We start from the raw sequence: 17,837 nt of genomic DNA on the forward strand, positions 1-17,837 counted from the left end.
ATGAGCGATACGCATGCCCAGACCGTTCCCTTCGTCCGCGACACCATGCTGTCCGAAGCGCCGCCCCCTGCGGGGCAGGCCGGGGCGGTGCGCTGGCTGCGCGAGAATCTGTTCGCCGGCTGGCTGAACACGGTGCTGACCGTGTTGGGCCTCGTGGCGGTGTTCTTTCTGCTGCGCGGGCTGCTGCCGTGGTTCCTGCATGGCGTCTGGAACGCTCAGACGCTGGGCGAATGCCGCCAGATCATCGCCGAACGCTGGGGCCCGGATGCGACCGGCGCCTGCTGGGCCGTGATCCGCGACCGCTGGACGCAATTCCTCTTCGGGTTCTACCCGTCCGAACTCTATTGGCGGCCGGTGCTGGCGCTGGTGCTGCTGTTCGTCGCACTGGCCCCGGTTCTGTTCCCGGCGGTGCCGCGCCGCTTGACGCTCTTTTCGCTGCTGTATCCGTTCGTCGGGTTCTGGCTGCTCTGGGGCGGGTCGATCTGGCAGCCGGTGATGGTGCTTCTCGGCTTCGTGCTCGGCTATGGCGCATGGCGTCTGCTGCGCGACCGCGCGCCGCTTCTGGCGCCCTTTGCCGGGGTGGTCGTCGCCCTGCTGTGGTGGCTGGTGCTGTGCGGGCCGCTGCGCGATCTCTTCGCCTCGATCCTGCCGATCGGGCTGGAGAGCGTGCGTTCCGACCGGTTCGGCGGGTTCGTCCTGTCGCTGACGATCGGGGTTGCGGCCATCACGCTGTCGCTGCCGATGGGCATCGCGCTGGCGCTGGCGCGGCGGTCGGATATGTTCCTGATCAAGACGCTGTCGGTCTGCTTCATCGAGTTCATTCGCGGCGTGCCGCTGATCACGCTGCTGTTCACGGCGTCGCTCCTGCTGAACTACTTCCTGCCGCCGGGCACGAATTTCGACATCATCCTGCGGGTCATCATCATGGTGACGCTGTTCGCGGCCGCCTATATCGCCGAAGTGGTGCGCGGCGGCCTCGCGGCGCTGCCGCGCGGTCAGTACGAGGCGGCTGACGCGCTTGGCCTGAACTACATGCAGGCGCAGCGACTGATCGTGCTGCCGCAGGCGCTGAAGATCTCCATCCCCGGCATCGTCTCCACCTTCATCGGTCTGTTCAAGGATACGACGCTGGTGATCTTCGTCGGCCTTCTCGATCCGCTGAAGGGCATCACCGACGCGGTCCGCGCCTCCACCGACTGGAAGGGCATCTACTGGGAGCCGTATATCTTCGTCGGGACCATCTTCTTCCTCTTCTGCTTCGGCATGTCGCGCTACTCCATGCATCTGGAGCGCCGCCTGAAACGCGAACACCGCTAAGGAACACGTCCATGGAAACCATCGAACGCGCCGTCGATACGCGGCACATGCAGGTCGGCGAGGAAATCGCCATTCAGATCCGCGGCATGAACAAGTGGTACGGACAGTTCCATGTCCTGCGCGACGTGAACCTGACCGTGCATCGCGGCGAGCGGATCGTGGTCTGCGGCCCCTCCGGGTCGGGGAAATCGACGCTGATCCGCTGCATCAACCGTCTGGAGGAGCATCAGGCCGGCCAGATCATCGTGGACGGGACGGAACTGACATCCGACCTGAAGAACATCGACACCGTCCGGTCCGAGGTCGGGATGGTGTTCCAGCACTTCAACCTGTTCCCCCATCTGACGATCCTCGAGAATTGCACGCTCGCGCCGATCTGGGTCCGCAAGGTCCCCAAGGCCGAGGCCGAGGAAACGGCCATGCACTTCCTGCGCAAGGTCAAGATCCCGGATCAGGCGAACAAATATCCCGGCCAGCTTTCGGGCGGGCAGCAGCAGCGCGTGGCGATCGCCCGCTCGCTCTGCATGAAGCCGCGGATCATGCTGTTCGACGAACCGACCTCCGCCCTCGATCCCGAAATGATCAAGGAGGTGCTCGACACAATGATCTCGCTCGCCGAAGAGGGGATGACGATGATCTGCGTCACGCACGAAATGGGCTTTGCCCAAGCCGTGGCGAACCGCGTCGTCTTCATGGATCAGGGCCAGATCGTGGAGCAGAACACCCCGACCGAGTTCTTCAACAACCCGCAATCCGAGCGTTCGCGGATGTTCCTCAGCCAGATCCTCGGCCATTAGGCCGGGGATCAGAGATCGCGCGGCACCGTGAAGGCGACGGGCGTGGCAGAGCCGTAGCTCGCCGCGCCCCAGCCGTCGCCGGGCAGATCCGCGATCAGCGTTGCGGCCGTGGGGTAGGCGGCGAAGGCCGCGTGGTCCGGCAGTGTGCGCAGGATCATCCCCGCAAACTCGCCGATGCCCGGATTGTGCCCGACGATCACCACGCATTGCCCAGTGGCGCCGCGCAGGTGGCGCAGGATCACGTCCGGCCCCGCATGATAGAGGGCAGGCACCAGCGCCGGCACCACATCGCCCAGATGCGGGGCGATCAGATCCCAGCTTTGCCGTGTCCGGCAGGCATCCGAGCACAGAACCTCGTCCGGCATCACCCCCTGCGCCGCCAGCCATGCGCCGATCTTGGGCGCGGCCTCCTGCCCGCGTGGGGCGAGGGGGCGCTGATGGTCGGTCAGGCAGGGATCGTCCCAACCCGATTTGGCATGGCGGATCAGGACAAGCCGCGGCATCAGCGGATCCGCGGCTTCACGCGCGGCTCGGTCATGCGGATCATGGAGCCGGCGCCGTGGTCGGTGAAGAGTTCCAGAAGGCAGGCATTGGGCACCCGCCCATCGAGGATGACGACGCCGCGCACCCCTTCCTCCACGGCCTGAAGCGCCGTCTCGGTCTTGGGGATCATGCCGCCGGCGATGGTGCCGTCCGCGATCATCGCGCGCACTTCCTCGGGGCTGAGCTGGGTGACGACTTCGCCCGCCTTGTTCTTCACGCCCGACACATCGGTCAGCAGCAGAAGGCGGTCGGCCTTCAGCGCGCCCGCGATGGCCCCGGCGGCGGTGTCGCCATTCACGTTGAACGTCTCGTTGTCTTCGAGCCCGGTGGCGACGGGGGCGACGACCGGGATCATTCCGGCGGTGTAGAGATCGCGCAGCACCTGCACGTTCATCTCCACCGGGCGGCCGACGAAGCCCAGTTCCGGATCGTCCGCCACGGCGACCATCAGATCGTCATCCTTGCCGGAAATGCCGACGGCGCGCCCGCCCTGATCGTTGATCGCCTGCACGATGCGCTTGTTCACGAGGCCGGACAGCACCATCTCCACCACCTCGACGGTGGCCTTGTCGGTGACGCGCTTGCCGCGGACGAACTCGCTCTTGATGCCCAGACGGGCCAGAAGATCGTTGATCATCGGCCCGCCGCCATGCACGACCACCGGGTTCACCCCGACCTGCCGCATCAGCACCACGTCGCGGGCGAATTCGGCCATCGCATCGTCGTCGCCCATCGCGTTGCCGCCGAACTTCACCACGACCACGGCCCCGGCATAGCGCTGCAGATAGGGCAGGGCTTCGGACAGGGTCTTCGCGGTGGCGATCGAGTCACGCATCATGGCAAGCTGCTTCTTCATCGGGGATCCTCGGGGTTCGGCAACAGGACTAGCGGCTTTGCCGCGGGCTGCCAAGCCTCAGGGAACCTTGGGGGGAATGATGATATCGTCGCGCAGGGGCACGGTCTGGCGTTCGATCATGCGGTGCACATGCGGGCGTTCGGGGCCCTTGTGCAGTTGAAGAAGGCGATCGAAGCTTTCGACATCGGCCTGCGTGCGGCGGGTGTTGTGGCGGATATACTCGGCCCAAGTGGGAACGTGATAGGTCTCCACCCAGATGTCGGGATTTTCCAGATCGCGCAGCAGCGACCATTGACGCGCGCCGTCGCGGATGCGCACCCGGCGGCGGTCGGTCATGGCGGCGAGGAAGGCCTGCGTGTTTTCGGGCGCGATCTCCCAATCGACCATCACCATGATCGGGCCGGATTGCGGCTGCAGATCCAGCCGCAGCGCCGGCGCGTTGAAACGGTTCGCGGGATCGAGATTCGTTTCCGAAAAGTCGGGCATCGGCCAGATGCGCCCCAGCACGCCGCCGCCCAGCAGCAGAACCGCCGCCGCGATCAGCGCGGCCGGGATCGACACCTCGTCGGACAGTGCGCCCCACGCCCAGCTGCCGATGGCCATGCCCCCGAACGTCGCCGTCTGATAGATGGAGAGCGCCCGACCCACGACCCAGCGGGGCGTGGCAAGCTGCACCGAGACGTTGAACAGCGACAGCGCCGACACCCAAGCCGACCCGGCCAGCATCAGCCCGACGACCGTCAGCGCCTCGGTCCGCGAGACGGAGACGATCAGCAACCCCGCCGCGTTCACCGCAAAGGCGAGCGCGATGATCGTCTCGATCCGCAGGCGCGCCCGCAGCCGGGGCGCGGCCAGCGCGCCGCCGATCGCCCCGAGGCCGAAGGCCCCGAGCATCGCGCCGAAGGTCCGCGCCTCGGCCTGCAGCATGTCGCGGGTGATGACCGGCAGCAGCGCCAGCGCCGCCACCGCCCCCGAGCCGAAGATCAGCCCCCGCAGGATCACCCGCGACAGGTTCGGCGACAGCGCGACATAGCGCAGGCCCACCGCGATGGCATGGCCGAGCTTTTCGGGCGGCAGGCTACGCACCTCTTGCGGGCTGTTCCAGCGGGCCAGCGCGAATATCACCGCCGTATAGCTGGCGGCATTGAGCGCAAAGGCCGCCGCGGGGCCGAGGCTGGCCACCACCAGCCCGCCGATCGCCGGGCCGACCGAGCGCATGAGGTTGAAGCTCATGGAATTGAGGGTGATGGCTGCGGGAAGATCCTCGCGCGGGACGAGATCGCGCATGGAGGCCTGCCATGAGGGCAGGTGCATCGCGTTGCCGCAGCCCAGAAGGAAGGTGAAGGCCAGAAGCGTCCACGGCGTCAGCCAGCCGAGGAAGGCCACCGCCGCCAGAACCGCCGAAACCACCAGAAGGAAGGTTTGCGCCGCCAGCATCACACGGCGTCGGGGGAAGTTGTCGGCAAGCGCGCCGGCGGCGATCGCCAGCACCATGACCGGCAGCGTGGTCGATCCCTGCACCAGCGCGACCATGTCATGCGAAGGGGTCAGCAGCGCCATCTGCCAGCCCGCGCCCACGTTCTGGATCAGCGTGCCGAGATTGGCCACCAGCGTCGCCGTCCAGATCATGCGGAAGGCCGGATGCTTCAGCGGCACGAAGGGCGACTGAGAGGCGGCCGGGGCCGGGGCAGGGTCCTTGCCGCCCCGGCCCGGCAGCGCCGATGGCCCGGAGGAGACGGCGGGATCGCCGATCTCGGCCCCGGTGCGGGTGTCGGGGACCGGTTGTTCGGCGCGGTCGGGGTCGGGCGTCTTCGGATCGTTCACGGTCATGATGCTCCTTCCCCCACCGTTCTAGCGCGTCAGCCGAGCCCGGCGATGATCGCCCGCAGCGTTTCGATGCCGTCGCCCTTTTCCGAACTGGTGACGACGAGTTCGGGGAAGGCGGCGGGGTGCTTTTGCAGCGCGCCCTTCACCTGCTCGATGATCCGCTCGCGCTCGATGCGGTTCACCTTGTCGGCCTTGGTCAGCACGACCTGAAAGGTCACGGCCGAGCGGTCGAGGAGGGACATGATCTCATCGTCGACCGATTTCACGCCGTGGCGCGTGTCGATCAGCACGAAGGCGCGGCGCAGCGTGCTGCGACCGGCAAGGTAGCTTTTCAGCAGCGCCTGCCATTTGGCGACGATGGCCACCGGCGCCTCGGCATAGCCATAGCCGGGCAGGTCGACGAGGTACTTCTCCTCGCCGAGGGTGAAGAAGTTGATCTCCTGCGTGCGGCCGGGGGTGTTGGAGGCGCGGGCCAGCGATTTGCGCCCGGTCAGCGCATTGATCAGGCTGGATTTGCCGACGTTTGAACGTCCGGCGAAGCAGACTTCCACCCGGTCGGCGGGCGGCAGGCCGGACATCGCGACGACGCCCTTGATGAAATCCACGGGGCCGGCGAAGAGCAGGCGGCCCCGTTCGCGCGCGGCATCCTCGGGTTCGGGGGCAAGGGTGAAGGTCAGCATGTCAGGCCTCGATCAGGCGGGCCGCGTCGCCGCGGGTGATGGTGCCGCCGTGGATGACGGTGGCGTAAACGCCGAAATCGCGATGCCCGCAATGGCTGCTCAATGCGGCCAGCGTGTCGGCGTCGATGATCCCGGTCGCGGGATTGGCGGTGGTGGCGCGGCAGCGGGTGATCGGCTCCTCGATCCGCAGGACGGCGTCACCGATGGCGATGCTGCGCCCGATCAGATCGAACTCCGCCCAAGGGGCGAGCCCGTCGAGCCAGAGGTTTCCGCGCCAGCGGTGGATCGACAGATCCTGCCCCATATGCCGGGACAGATCGCCCAGCGAGGCCGTGGAGAGGATCGACACCGACGGAAATTCGCTATCGGTCATGCCGCGCCCGGCCTGCACGATCCGGGCCGAGGCGGCGCGGTTTTCCGGCATCAGCGGGCGCACCCAGTCCAGAAAGCGCGGCAGATCGGCCGCGTCGTCCGGCCGGAACGTCAGGTCGGGCCGGTTCGGATGGGACAGGGTGATGCTGTCCCCCGTCAGACGCGAGGTGATCGCCATCAGCGCGGGGGCCTTCGCCCCGCGCGAGAAATGGGTGCAGGGGCGCCACCCTTCGGCCGGACGGGCGGCCTCATGCTCCACCGCCCAGTGGCGGTCGTAGGGCAGGCAGGCCCCGGCCGAAAGCAGAACGGACGCGAGCTCCTCGCGTCCGTGTGCCTTGATCGGGTGCCGCCAGATGGAGGACAGGATCATTTCCCGCCCTTCGTCTTGGCCGCGGCGGCTGCCTTCTTCTTCTTCCGGTCGAAGCTGGACCGGATGTTGCCGAAGACGTTCGGCCGGTGCCCGTGGCTGGTCATGATCATGTACTGCTGGCTGAACGTGATCAGGTTGTTCGTGATCCAGTAGAGCACGAGGCCGCTTGCGAAATGGCCCAGCATGAACATGAAGACCCACGGCATCCACGCGAAGATCATCTGCTGCGTCGGATCGGCGGGCGCCGGGTTCAGCTTTTGCTGCAGCCACATCGACAGGCCCAGCAGGATCGGCAGCACACCGATGAAGATCGTCGCCATCGTCGTGCCCGCCTCGGGGGTGCCCCAAGGCAGCAGGCCGAAGAGGTTGTAGATCGACGAGGGATCGGGCGCCGACAGATCCTGCAGCCAGCCGAAGAAGGGGGCGTGGCGCAACTCGATCGTGACGAGGATCACCTTGTAGAGTGAGAAGAAGATCGGGATCTGGATCAGCATGGGCAGACAGCCCGCCGCCGGATTGACCTTCTTGTCCTTGTACAGCTGCATCATGTCCTTCTGCAGCTTGGTGCGATCATCGCCCGCGCGTTCCTTCAGGGCCTCCATCTCGGGCTGGAGTTCCTTCATCCGCGCCATGGAGACGTAGGATTTATAGGCCAGCGGCAGCACCAGCGCCTTCAGCAGGAAGGTGAGCGCGATGATCGACACGCCCATGTTGCCGATATGCGCATTGAGCCAGTGCAGGACCGAGAAGATCGGCTTGGTCAGGAAGAAGAACCAGCCCCAGTCGATCGAATCGATGAAGCCCGCGATGCCGACGTCGTTCTGGTAGTGACGGATCGTCGCCCATTCCTTCGCACCCGCGAACATGCGCTGCGAGCTTTCGATCGTGGCGCCCGGCGCGACGGTCATCACCGGCATGCGCGCTTCGGTGGTGAAGATGTCCTGCTGGGCAAGGTATTTGGCGACGGCGGTGAAGGGCTGGCCCTGCTGCGGGATCAGCGTCGTCATCCAGTAATGGTCGGTGAAGCCGATCCAGCCGTCCTCGGTGGCCTCGCGCAGCTCGGCCTGCGCGCCTTCGCGGGGGACCTGCGGCAGATCGCGGACATCCTTGTACTTCGTTTCCACCAATTCGCCGTCGGTTCGGCCCACCACGCCTTCGTGCAGCACGAAGAAGTTCTGCAGGCCGGGCGGGGTGCCGTGACGGGCGATCATGCCATACGGGGCAAGGCGGCGTTCGGTGTCGCCGGTGTTTTCCACGCGGTCGGTCACGGTGAACATGTATTGCGGATCGACCGCGATGGTGCGGGTGAAGGTCAGGCCCGCCGGGCTTTGCCATTGCAGCGTCACCGGCGTGTCGGGGCTGAGCGTGCCGGTGCCCTGCACCGTCCACATCGTGTCCGGCCCCGGAACGTCGGGATAATCCAGCGATCCGGCCGGAACCCAGCCCTGAAGGGCGTAATAGGCGTTCGGCTCGCCGACCGGGGTCAGCAGGCGCACGTTGTCGGACGTATCATCCAGCGTGACGTGGTAGTCCTTCAGCAGCAGATCGTCGATCCGCCCGCCCTGCAACGAGATGGACCCCGCCAATTCCGGCGTGTCGATCGAGATGCGGGGCGCTTGCGCCGCTTCCGAGGCGGGCGCGGCGGCGGTGTCCGCCTGCTGCGTCATCGGCTCGTCCTCGGTCGTGCTGACCGCGTCGGGGACGCTCGGATCGTTCGCCTGCTGCTCCGGCGGGAACAGCCAGAACCATCCCAGCATCACGACGAGGCTGAGGACGATGGCGATGAGGAGGTTCTTGTTCTGGTTTTCCATGAGGCAGCCGGAGCCCTTCCGAGGTCCTAAGGTCAGCGGTGGTTCAACAGAAGGGGGGGGCAAAGGTCAAGCCTTTTCCCCTTCCGTCGCGCGGTCAGTCGCCCGTGCGAAGGTCCGGGGCGTCCGTCGGGGCAGGGCCCGCACCGGCCATCAGGCCAGCGAAATCAAAGAGGTTCGGGTCCAGAAGATGGGATGGGCGGGTGTTCATCAGGGCGCGGAACATCACCTGACGACGCCCGGGATTGCGCGCCTCCCAACCGTCCAGAAGCTGCTTCACCTGCTGGCGCTGGAGCCCCTCCTGCGAGCCGCAGAGATCGCAGGGGATGATGGGATAGCGCATCGCATGGGCGAAGGCCTCGCAATCGGCCTCCGCGACGAAGGCCAGCGGGCGATGGACGAAAAGATCGCCATCCTCGTTCAGAAGGCGCGGCGGCATCGTCGCCAACCGCCCACCGTGAAAGAGGTTCATGAAGAACGTCTCGAGGATGTCGTCGCGGTGATGGCCCAGAACCACGGCCGAGCAGCCCTCTTCGCGGGCGATGCGATAGAGGTTGCCGCGCCGCAGCCGCGAGCAGAGGGCGCACATCGTGCGGCCCTGCGGGATCTTGTCCACGACGATGGAATAGGTGTCCTGATATTCGATGCGGTGCGGCACGCCCATCTTCGTCAGGAACTCGGGCAGCACCGTGGCGGGGAAGTTCGGCTGCCCCTGATCGAGGTTGCAGGCCAGCAGATCCACCGGCAAAAGGCCGCGCCACTGAAGCTCGGTCAGGACCGCCAGAAGGGTGTAGCTGTCCTTGCCGCCCGACAGGCAGACCAGCCAGCGATCGCCCTTGCGGACCATGCCATAGGTCTCGATCGCCTCGCGCACTTCGCGGACGAGGCGCTTGCGCAGCTTGCGGAACTCGGTCGTCTTGGGGGCGCCGTGGAACAGCGGGTGGATGTCGCCGTCGTTATCCAGCATCGTGCGTGTTCCTTTTCGGCACGGGATCATACCCCGATCCGCCCCACGGATGGCAGCGCGCAAGGCGTCGCAGGGTCAGCCATGTGCCGATCACGGCCCCGCGACGCTCGAGCGCCTCCAGCGCATAGACCGAACATGTGGGCTGAAAGCGGCATCCATGCCCGATCCAAGGCGACAGCAGCAACCGATAGGCGCGCACGGGCAGCGCCACGACATGGGCCAGCGGGCTCACTTGTGGATCTGGCGCAGGGCCAGCCGCAGATCGTTCAGCAGCGCCGCGAAGTCGCGGGTCGCGGTGGTGTTCGGCCGTCCGACGAGGACGTAATCCCAGCCCGCCCGCCCGGCTTCGGGCAGGACGGCGCGCGCGATCTCGCGCAGGCGGCGTTTGGCGCGGTTGCGCGCCACGGCGTTGCCCAGCTTCTTCGAGCAGGTGAACCCCACGCGGATACCGCCCGCATCATCGCGGGCGCGGGCCTGCAGCAGGAATCCCTGCGCACCCTGCCGACGCGCCTGCGCCGCGCGCAGGAAATCGGCACGCTTGGTCAGCACCTGCATTGCCACCTCCGGACATGACAAGACCGCCGGGTCGGGAAGATCCGGCGGCGTCACGCGTCCAGATCCCGAAGGGATCAGGCCGACAGCTTTTTGCGGCCCTTGGCGCGACGGGCGTTCAGGACCAGACGGCCGCCCTTGGTGGCCATACGGGCGCGGAAACCGTGGCGACGGGCGCGAACCAGGTTCGACGGTTGAAACGTACGCTTCATTGCGAAACTCCATCAGACGGACATGCCCGAACGGATTCGGACGTCTCATATTCGAAGACAGCGCTTTAAGGGCAGACCCGATACGAGTCAACCGCCCGCGGCCGATATTCGCGATACCGTTTGCGTCCGCGCGGGGAAGGATTATCTAGCGCCATGTGCTGGAAGGATGAACATCGGTGAACACGGCTCGTCGCGGATTCCTGAACTCGTTGTCCGGGCGCTTCCTGGTGCTCACGATCGTGTTCGTGATGCTGGCGGAGATTCTGATCCTCGTGCCGTCCATCGCGCGCTTTCGCGAGGATTATCTTCAGACCCGGCTGGAGAAGGCGCAGATCGCCAGCCTTGCGCTGCTGACGACGGACGACACCATCTCCCCCGAGCTGGAGCGCGAGCTTCTGGACAATGCCGGGGTGTTCAACGTCGTGCTGCGGCGCGATGCGGTGCGCCAACTGGTCCTGTCCTCGCCGATTCCCGAGCCGATCGACGAAACCTACGATCTGCGCATGATCAGCCATGCCGCCCTGATCGGGGATGCGCTGCGCGAATTCGTCGATCCCACCCCCCGCATCATCCGCGTGATCGGCAGCCCGGTGGAGCAGGGGGGCGATCTGATCGAGGTTGCGATGTCCACCGCTCCGCTGCGGCAGGCGATGGTGCAGTACAGCATACGGATCCTTGCGATCTCGGCCGTGATCTCGGTCATCACGGCGGCGATTCTGTTCGTCGCGGTGCAGAAGCTGATGGTCGTGCCGATCCGCCGCGTGGTCGCGCATATGGCCGTCTATGCCGAAGCGCCGGAGGATGCGCGCCGCGTCATCGAACCCGGTGCCCGCATCGTCGAGATTCGCGAGGCCGAAGAGGCGCTGCGTTCGATGCAGACGCAACTGACGGGCAACCTGCGCCAGAAGGAGCGCTTGGCCCAGTTGGGCGGCGCGGTAGCCAAGATCAGCCACGATCTGCGCAACATCCTCACCTCGGCGCAGCTTTTCGCCGACCGGATCGGCAGCAGCGCCGATCCCGCCGTGGCGCGTGCCGCCCCGAAGCTGGTCAATTCCATCACCCGCGCCGTTAGCCTGTGCGAGACGACGCTGGCCTTCGGCAAGGCCGAGGAGCCGCCGCCCTCGTTGACCCGATTCTCGCTCCGGATGCTGATCGACGAGGTGCTGGATGCCGAATTGCCCGAAGAGGGGCGGGTGGCGCCCGTGCTCGACGTGCCGGCGGGAATGATGATTCGCGCCGACCGGGAGCAATTCTACCGCGTCCTGTCGAACCTCGTGCGGAACGCGCGGCAGGCGATCGAGGCGACGGGCGAATCCGGCAACATCGAAATCGCCGGCGGCGAGGCCGATGTCGAATGGTGGGTGCGGCTGGGCGATACGGGGCCGGGCCTGCCCCCCAAGGCGCGCGAGCATCTGTTCACCGCCTTTCAGGGCGGCGCGCGCAAGGGCGGCTCGGGCCTTGGCCTCGCCATCGCCTCGGAACTGGTGCGCGGCCATGGCGGGCGGCTCGAATTGCTGGACACGTCCGAGACGGGGACCGAGTTCCTGATCCGCCTTCCCAAGGCCGAAAGCCTGACCGAAGCATAAATTTCACCGGGGCGATGTTTTTTCGCTTGTGCTCCCCCCGCCAGACCATTAGATCGCCTCTCAACGGACCCGTAGCTCAGCTGGATAGAGCATCAGACTACGAATCTGAGGGTCGGGCGTTCGAATCGCTCCGGGTCCGCCATTCCCCTCTCGAATACCGAAATCGCCTGAAACGCGCCTATGGCGCGCGGTTCAGACCCACTGGCCGGGTTCGATCAGGCCCAGATCCATCAACTGCTGCGACGACCATTCGAAGGGCGACGAATAGTGCCAGCCGAAATCGCGGATCAGATGGCGCGATCCGGGATTGCTGCGCAGCGCCTTGGCGATGCGGAACGAGCAGACGGCCACCGTCGGGTTGTGATGCCACGCGCAGGAGTAGGTGTTGTACTCCTCGTCGTTGAAGGTGAAGTCGGGGCGCAGGATCAGCCCCTCCTTGGCGCGGAAGAGGGCGATGCGGTCGATTTTGCGCCGCTCCACCGGGATATGCTCCTCGAAGCGCCAGCGCAGACCGCCGAAGAAATCGAGCTGACGTTCGCGCGGATGCCCCGTGGCCGGATCGGGCCGGGCCAGCGCGTAATACCCCGAACGGTCCAGCTGCGCTTCGGCGACGGAGACGGCGTTCGGGAAACGCTGCAGATCGCCGGCATAGAGGTCGATCACATAGGAGAGGAAGGCGTCGCGCCGCTCTTCCATGTGATAGGCGATCAGTTCGCGGATGTCGCGCGTCTCGCAGAAGGGGAAGAACAGGTATTCGGCGTTGAAGCCGGCATAGAACCATGTGCCGGGCGCGACGGGGATGAGGCTGTTCACCACCTCCATCAGGGCGTCGCGGGCATGCACGTCGTGATCGATGCGGTGCACCTGCGCCTCGAGGTCCATCGGGACCGGAAGGTCCGGGTGGGCCGGAAGCAGGATGGTGCCGAAGCCCATCTTGCGGTGATGCTCCACGGTGGAAGCCAGCTCCACGGCATCATCGGCCATGATGATCGCCACGGGCCCCTTGCCGATGGAGCCGGATGCGATGAACGTGTCCAGACTGGGATGACGCATGAACCCTCAAGCAGCGGATCGGCCTCCAGATGATCCGACCGCGCCGCCAAGGGCAAGGGTCGATTGCCCCGAGATGCGATTTTCGCTAGGAAACGGCCATTCCAGAGGAAGCGGACATGGCCGACGTCAAGAAACTCTTCATCAAGACCTATGGCTGCCAGATGAACGTCTATGACAGCGAGCGGATGGCCGAGGTGATGGGCGGGCAGGGCTATGTCGTGACCGAGGTGGCGGAGGAGGCGGACATGGTCCTGCTGAACACCTGCCACATCCGCGAGAAGGCCTCCGAGAAGCTCTATTCCGACCTTGGCCGCCTGCGCCCGCTGAAGGCGGCCAAGCCCGATCTGAAGATCGGCGTCGCGGGCTGCGTCGCGCAGGCCGAGGGGCAGGAGATCATCCGCCGCATGCCGCTGGTGGATCTGGTGGTCGGCCCGCAGACCTATCACCGCCTGCCCGAGATGGTGGCCGGGCGGGCCCCCGCCGTGGACACCGATTTCCCCGCCGAGGACAAGTTCGACCATATGCCCCGGCGCAAGGCGATGCGGGGGCCGACGGCCTTTCTGACCGTGCAGGAGGGCTGCGACAAGTTCTGCGCCTTCTGCGTCGTTCCCTATACCCGCGGGGCCGAGGTCAGCCGTCCGCCCGCCCGCCTTCTGGCCGAGGCGCGCGATCTGGTGGAGCGGGGGGTGCGCGAGATCACCCTTCTGGGGCAGAACGTCAACGCCTATCACGGGGACGACTGGACGCTGGCGCGGCTGGTGCGCGAACTGGCCCGCATCGACGGGTTGGAGCGCATCCGCTACACCACCAGCCATCCCAACGACATGGACGACGACCTGATCGCCGCCCATGGCGAGGAGGCCAAGCTGATGCCCTATCTGCACCTGCCGGTGCAGTCGGGATCGGACCGCATCCTGAAGGCGATGAACCGCAAGCACACCGCCGAACATTATCTGCGCCTCGTGGAGCGGATTCGCGCGGCGCGCCCCGATATCGTCCTGTCGTCGGATTTCATCGCGGCCTTTCCCGGCGAGACGGCGGCCGATCACGAGGCCACCCTCGCCCTGATCCGCGAGGTCGGCTACGGGTCGGCCTTCTGCTTCAAATATTCCGCGCGCCCCGGCACCCCGGCCGCCGAGAAGCCGGAGCTTCCCGCGAATATCGGCGATGCGCGTCTGCAGGAGCTGCGCGATCTGATCACCGCGCAGCAGCTTGCGACGCAAACCGCCATGGTCGGGCGCGAGGTCGGCGTGCTCTATGAAAAGGCCGGGCGGCGTCCGGGGCAGATGGTGGGCAAATCCGATCACCTCCATGCCGTGCATGTGGACGATCCTGCGGGCCGCGTGGGCGATCTGGTGAGGGTGCGCATCACGGGCAGCGGGTCCAATTCCCTTGCGGGGCTGCGCATCAAATAAGCAGCATCGGGCGGGTGGGCGCCGATCCGCGACCGCGCAAGGCGGGCGGCGTCGTAAATCACTTGCCAGACGCCATCCGCGCGCCCACATTCAAGCTATAGCCCCACGCCTGCAATGAGGAGATCTCCTTGGGCATCAGCGCGCTGACCCCCCCGAAACGCCCGGAAGACGCGATCGAAACGCTTCTGGAATTTCCCGACAATCGCCTTTTGATCGAGTTGTGCGGCGAATACGACCGCAACATCGCGCAGATCGAACAGCAGGTGGGCGTGCATATCCTGAGGCGGGGAAACCGCCTTTCGGTTCTGGGGGACAAGGCCGCGCGGGATCAGGCGGAAGCGGTATTGAAGGGCCTCTATGCGCGTCTGGAACAAGGCAAACCCGTTGCGACGGGCGATGTGGAAGGGGCGATGCGCATGATGGGCACGATGTTCGGCGACACGGTCGAGCAGATGGAGATGTTCCAGCCCGGCACCTACGAGATCCGCACCCGCAAGAAGCCGGTGGAGCCGCGGACCGAGGCGCAGAAGGCCTATGTCGCCAATCTCTTCGACAACGAACTCGCCTTCGGGATCGGGCCGGCGGGCACAGGCAAGACCTATCTGGCCGTCGCCGTCGGTGTGACCATGCTGCTGTCCGGCGCGGTGGAGAAGATCATCCTGTCGCGCCCGGCCGTGGAGGCGGGCGAACGGCTCGGCTTCCTGCCCGGCGACATGAAGGAGAAGGTCGATCCCTACATGCAGCCGCTCTATGACGCGCTGAACGATTTCCTGCCGCAGAAGCAGTTGCAGAAGCTGATGGAGGAGAAGCGGATCGAGATCGCGCCGCTGGCCTTCATGCGCGGGCGCACGCTGGCCAATGCCTTCGTCGTGCTGGACGAGGCGCAGAACGCCACCACCATGCAGATGAAGATGTTCCTGACCCGTTTGGGCGAGGGCAGCCGCATGGTCATCACGGGCGACCGCACGCAGGTGGACCTGCCGCGCGGCACCGCCAGCGGCCTTGCCGATGCCGAACGCATCCTGAACGGCGTGCGGGGGGTGTCCTTCAACTACTTCAATGCCAAGGACGTCGTGCGGCACCCGCTTGTGGCGCGCATCATCGAGGCGTATGACGCCGCCGATGGAACCGCTGGTTGACACAGTCATAGAAGACGATCGCTGGGAAGGCTTCGGCCTTCCCGCCCTTGCCACACGCGCCGCCGAGGCAACCTTTGCCGCGCTGGGCGTGCATGGCGTGACGCTGGCCCTGATGGGCTGCGACGATGCCGAGATCGCGGAGCTGAACGCCCAGTTCCGCCAGAAGGGCAAACCCACCAACGTGCTCTCATGGCCGTCCGAGGATCGCGCCGCGGGGGAGCCGGGGGGCCTGCCGGACCTGTCGGGCGGGGATGCCGACGATCCGGACGAACTGGGCGACATCGCCATCGCATGGGAAACCTGCATGGCCGAAGCCGCCGATCAGAGCAAAAGCCCCGAGGATCACGTCACCCATCTGGTGATCCACGGCATCCTGCACCTTCTGGGCTTCGATCACATCGAGGACGCGGATGCCGAACTGATGGAGGAGACGGAACGCCGGATCCTGCGCAGCATGGGGATCGCCGACCCCTACGCGTGATTTTGGCGGCCCGCGTCTTACCTTCCTGCCACGCAGCAAGGAGAGACCGATGATCCCTTATGTCACCGCGAACGGGGCGCAGATCCCCGCCCTCGGCTTCGGCACCTACCGCATGGACGAGGCCGCGATCGCCGCCGTTCTGCCCGACGCGATCCGCAAGGGCTTCCGCCATGTCGATACCGCGCAGGTCTATGGCAACGAGGCCGCCGTCGGGGCCGCGCTCCGCGCCTCGGGTGTGCCGCGGGACGAGATGTTCCTCACGACCAAGGTCTGGGTGGACAGCTTCGAGGACGACCGTTTCATGCCCTCGGTCGATGAGAGCCTGCGCAAGCTGGGGGTGGATCATGTCGATCTGCTGCTGTTGCACTGGCCGGGCGGCAGCGACGTTCCCATGGAGGATCGTCATGCCCGTCTGGCCGAAGCGCAGCGCACGGGCCGCACCCGCCATGTCGGGGTCAGCAACTACACCATCGCGCAGATGCGCGCGGCGGCGGCGATCTGCCCGATCGTGACGAATCAGGTCGAATTCCACCCTTGGCTCGACCAGTCGAAGCTGCTGGCGGCGGCGCGCGAGGATGGTCTGTCGCTGACGGCCTATTACGCGATGGCGGATGGGCGGTCGGCCAAGGATGCCGCATTGGCAGAGATCGGCCGATCCCATGGCAAGAGCGCGGCGCAGATCGCGCTGCGCTGGCTGGTGCAGCAGGACGGCGTCATCGCCCTGTCGAAAACCGCCAACCCCGCGCGTGTGCCCGAAAATCTGGAGATCTTCGATTTCGTACTGACCAAAGAGGAGATGGCCCGCATCGACGCCATGGGCAGCGCCGAGGGGCGGATCGTGGCACCCGGACGCCTCGCGCCCGATTGGGACTGATCGCGTCTTGCCACGCCGGGGGGGCATGCCCCATATTGGACGGCGTCGCCCCCGTTGAGGGCGTCGCTTTCCGACAGAAGGACCGATGGAGCGAAGTATAGACGGACCTCCTGCGGCGCAGGGCGCGCAGGACACCGCGGAAGATGATCAGCGATACGACGCGGATCTTCACACCGACCGAGAGAATAAGGGCTTTTTCGGCCGCCTGTTCGGGGCCTTCGCGCCGAACGAAGACCGGGATGACGACAGCGATTCCCATGGGGAACGTACCGGCATCGACCATCTGCGCAGTCTGACCGTCGAGGACGTGGCCGTCCCGAAGGCCGAGATTTCGGCCGTGCAGGCCGATATCGGGCTGAAGGACCTTGTGGGCACCTTCCGGCGCGAGGGATATTCCCGCCTTCCGGTCTATGAGCAGACGATCGACAACCCGATCGGGATGATCCTCCTGAAGGATCTGGCGCTGCATCACGACTTCACCTCCGACGAGTCGTTCGATCTGCGCAAGCTGCTGCGTCCGATCATGTTCGCCCCCCCGTCGATGAGCGCGGCCGTGCTGCTGCAGAAGATGCAGCGCGAACGGGCCCACCTTGCGCTGGTGATCGACGAATATGGCGGCGTCGATGGCCTCGTGACGATCGAGGATCTGATCGAGACCATCATCGGCGAGATCGACGACGAGCATGACGAGGTGGCCGGTGCCCTTTGGGTGCAGGACAAGCAGGGCCATTACATCGTGCAGTCGCGCGCCTCGCTGGAGGCCTTCGAGAAGGTCTCGGGCCTCGATCTGCGGCGCGAGCACGAGGATGAGGATGTGGACACGATCGGCGGCCTCGTCTTCGTGCGTGCCGGGCGCGTGCCCAAGCGCGGCGAGGTGATCGATCACGAATCCGGCGCCCGCTTCGAGGTGCTGGACGGCGATCCCCGGCGCATCAAGCGCCTGCGGGTGGTGCTGCCGGACTGCGCGGCTTGACGCCGCGGGGTGGCG

At 66.2% G+C, this 17,837-nt stretch carries 19 protein-coding genes and 1 tRNA gene; 9 read left to right on the forward strand and 11 right to left on the reverse strand.

Annotation, left to right across the window (positions count from 1 at the left end):
* Positions 1–1,317 (forward strand): amino acid ABC transporter permease, encoded by a 1,317-nt coding sequence (locus tag GR316_RS10160; protein ID WP_211783809.1) that lies wholly within the window; start codon positions 1–3, stop codon positions 1,315–1,317.
* Positions 1,318–1,328: 11 nt separating this feature from the next.
* Positions 1,329–2,114 carry an amino acid ABC transporter ATP-binding protein gene (locus GR316_RS10165; protein WP_305798374.1) on the forward strand — a complete coding sequence of 262 codons (786 nt, stop codon included), beginning with the start codon at positions 1,329–1,331 and terminating at the stop codon, positions 2,112–2,114.
* An 8-nt stretch (positions 2,115–2,122) separates the two neighbouring features.
* Here GR316_RS10165 and GR316_RS10170 read toward each other — a convergent pair whose 3' ends face one another.
* The 10 genes from GR316_RS10170 to rpmH form a co-directional block, all read right to left on the reverse strand.
* Positions 2,123–2,617, reverse strand: coding sequence for a SixA phosphatase family protein (locus tag GR316_RS10170; RefSeq protein WP_313796494.1), 495 nt, complete (start codon positions 2,615–2,617; stop codon positions 2,123–2,125).
* Positions 2,617–3,495, reverse strand: coding sequence for an acetylglutamate kinase (argB, locus tag GR316_RS10175; protein WP_211785190.1), 879 nt, complete (start codon positions 3,493–3,495; stop codon positions 2,617–2,619). Before argB ends, GR316_RS10170 begins: the two co-directional genes overlap by 1 nt.
* A 75-nt stretch (positions 3,496–3,570) precedes the next feature.
* Positions 3,571–5,142, reverse strand: a complete 1,572-nt coding sequence (locus GR316_RS10180; RefSeq protein ID WP_249218848.1) for an MFS transporter — start codon at positions 5,140–5,142, stop codon at positions 3,571–3,573.
* Positions 5,143–5,372: 230 nt separating this feature from the next.
* Positions 5,373–6,020: a ribosome biogenesis GTP-binding protein YihA/YsxC gene (gene yihA / locus GR316_RS10185; protein ID WP_211783811.1), complete on the reverse strand. Its 648-nt coding sequence runs from the start codon at positions 6,018–6,020 to the stop codon at positions 5,373–5,375.
* Between the two features lies 1 nt (position 6,021).
* Complete coding sequence (locus tag GR316_RS10190) at positions 6,022–6,762, reverse strand: MOSC domain-containing protein (RefSeq protein ID WP_211783812.1); 741 nt, start codon at positions 6,760–6,762, stop codon at positions 6,022–6,024.
* A complete protein-coding gene (gene yidC / locus GR316_RS10195) occupies positions 6,759–8,573 on the reverse strand; it encodes a membrane protein insertase YidC (RefSeq protein ID WP_211783813.1) in 1,815 nt (604 codons plus the stop codon). The genes GR316_RS10190 and yidC overlap by 4 nt, the downstream gene beginning before the upstream one ends.
* A 94-nt stretch (positions 8,574–8,667) precedes the next feature.
* Entirely contained in the window at positions 8,668–9,537 is an 870-nt protein-coding gene (ttcA, locus tag GR316_RS10200) for a tRNA 2-thiocytidine(32) synthetase TtcA (RefSeq protein WP_211783814.1), read from the reverse strand.
* Complete coding sequence (gene yidD / locus GR316_RS10205; RefSeq protein ID WP_211783815.1) at positions 9,527–9,769, reverse strand: membrane protein insertion efficiency factor YidD; 243 nt, start codon at positions 9,767–9,769, stop codon at positions 9,527–9,529. The genes ttcA and yidD overlap by 11 nt, the downstream gene beginning before the upstream one ends.
* Positions 9,766–10,146 carry a ribonuclease P protein component gene (gene rnpA, locus GR316_RS10210; protein ID WP_390625161.1) on the reverse strand — a complete coding sequence of 127 codons (381 nt, stop codon included), beginning with the start codon at positions 10,144–10,146 and terminating at the stop codon, positions 9,766–9,768. Before rnpA ends, yidD begins: the two co-directional genes overlap by 4 nt.
* Positions 10,147–10,166: 20 nt before the next feature.
* The gene (gene rpmH, locus GR316_RS10215) at positions 10,167–10,301 is read right to left on the reverse strand and encodes a 50S ribosomal protein L34 (RefSeq protein ID WP_002721419.1); all 135 of its coding nucleotides are present in this window, start codon (positions 10,299–10,301) and stop codon (positions 10,167–10,169) included.
* A 248-nt stretch (positions 10,302–10,549) separates the two neighbouring features.
* Here rpmH and GR316_RS10220 point away from each other — a divergent pair, with 248 nt between their 5' ends.
* Both GR316_RS10220 and GR316_RS10225 read left to right on the forward strand, forming a co-directional pair.
* Positions 10,550–11,887, forward strand: a complete 1,338-nt coding sequence (locus tag GR316_RS10220; protein ID WP_211785191.1) for a sensor histidine kinase — start codon at positions 10,550–10,552, stop codon at positions 11,885–11,887.
* A gap of 65 nt (positions 11,888–11,952) precedes the next feature.
* A tRNA-Arg gene (locus GR316_RS10225) sits at positions 11,953–12,029 on the forward strand.
* A 50-nt stretch (positions 12,030–12,079) separates the two neighbouring features.
* Here the strand turns inward: GR316_RS10225 and GR316_RS10230 are convergent.
* Positions 12,080–12,940, reverse strand: coding sequence for a glycosyltransferase family protein (locus tag GR316_RS10230; RefSeq protein WP_211783817.1), 861 nt, complete (start codon positions 12,938–12,940; stop codon positions 12,080–12,082).
* Between the two features lie 116 nt (positions 12,941–13,056).
* Here GR316_RS10230 and miaB point away from each other — a divergent pair, with 116 nt between their 5' ends.
* The 5 genes from miaB (at position 13,057) to GR316_RS10255 (ending at position 17,822) form a co-directional block, all read left to right on the forward strand.
* A complete protein-coding gene (gene miaB / locus GR316_RS10235; RefSeq protein WP_211783818.1) occupies positions 13,057–14,355 on the forward strand; it encodes a tRNA (N6-isopentenyl adenosine(37)-C2)-methylthiotransferase MiaB in 1,299 nt (432 codons plus the stop codon).
* A 128-nt stretch (positions 14,356–14,483) separates the two neighbouring features.
* Positions 14,484–15,494 (forward strand): PhoH family protein, encoded by a 1,011-nt coding sequence (locus GR316_RS10240; RefSeq protein WP_211783819.1) that lies wholly within the window; start codon positions 14,484–14,486, stop codon positions 15,492–15,494.
* The gene (gene ybeY / locus GR316_RS10245) at positions 15,478–15,975 is read left to right on the forward strand and encodes an rRNA maturation RNase YbeY (protein ID WP_211783820.1); all 498 of its coding nucleotides are present in this window, start codon (positions 15,478–15,480) and stop codon (positions 15,973–15,975) included. The genes GR316_RS10240 and ybeY overlap by 17 nt, the downstream gene beginning before the upstream one ends.
* A 49-nt stretch (positions 15,976–16,024) precedes the next feature.
* Positions 16,025–16,849 carry an aldo/keto reductase gene (locus GR316_RS10250; protein ID WP_211783821.1) on the forward strand — a complete coding sequence of 275 codons (825 nt, stop codon included), beginning with the start codon at positions 16,025–16,027 and terminating at the stop codon, positions 16,847–16,849.
* Positions 16,850–16,934: 85 nt separating this feature from the next.
* Positions 16,935–17,822 (forward strand): hemolysin family protein, encoded by an 888-nt coding sequence (locus GR316_RS10255; RefSeq protein ID WP_211783822.1) that lies wholly within the window; start codon positions 16,935–16,937, stop codon positions 17,820–17,822.
* Positions 17,823–17,837 lie beyond the last annotated feature (15 nt).

It is taken from the genome of Falsirhodobacter algicola (genome assembly GCF_018279165.1).
In the GTDB taxonomy this organism is placed as follows: Bacteria; Pseudomonadota; Alphaproteobacteria; order Rhodobacterales; family Rhodobacteraceae; genus Falsirhodobacter; species Falsirhodobacter algicola.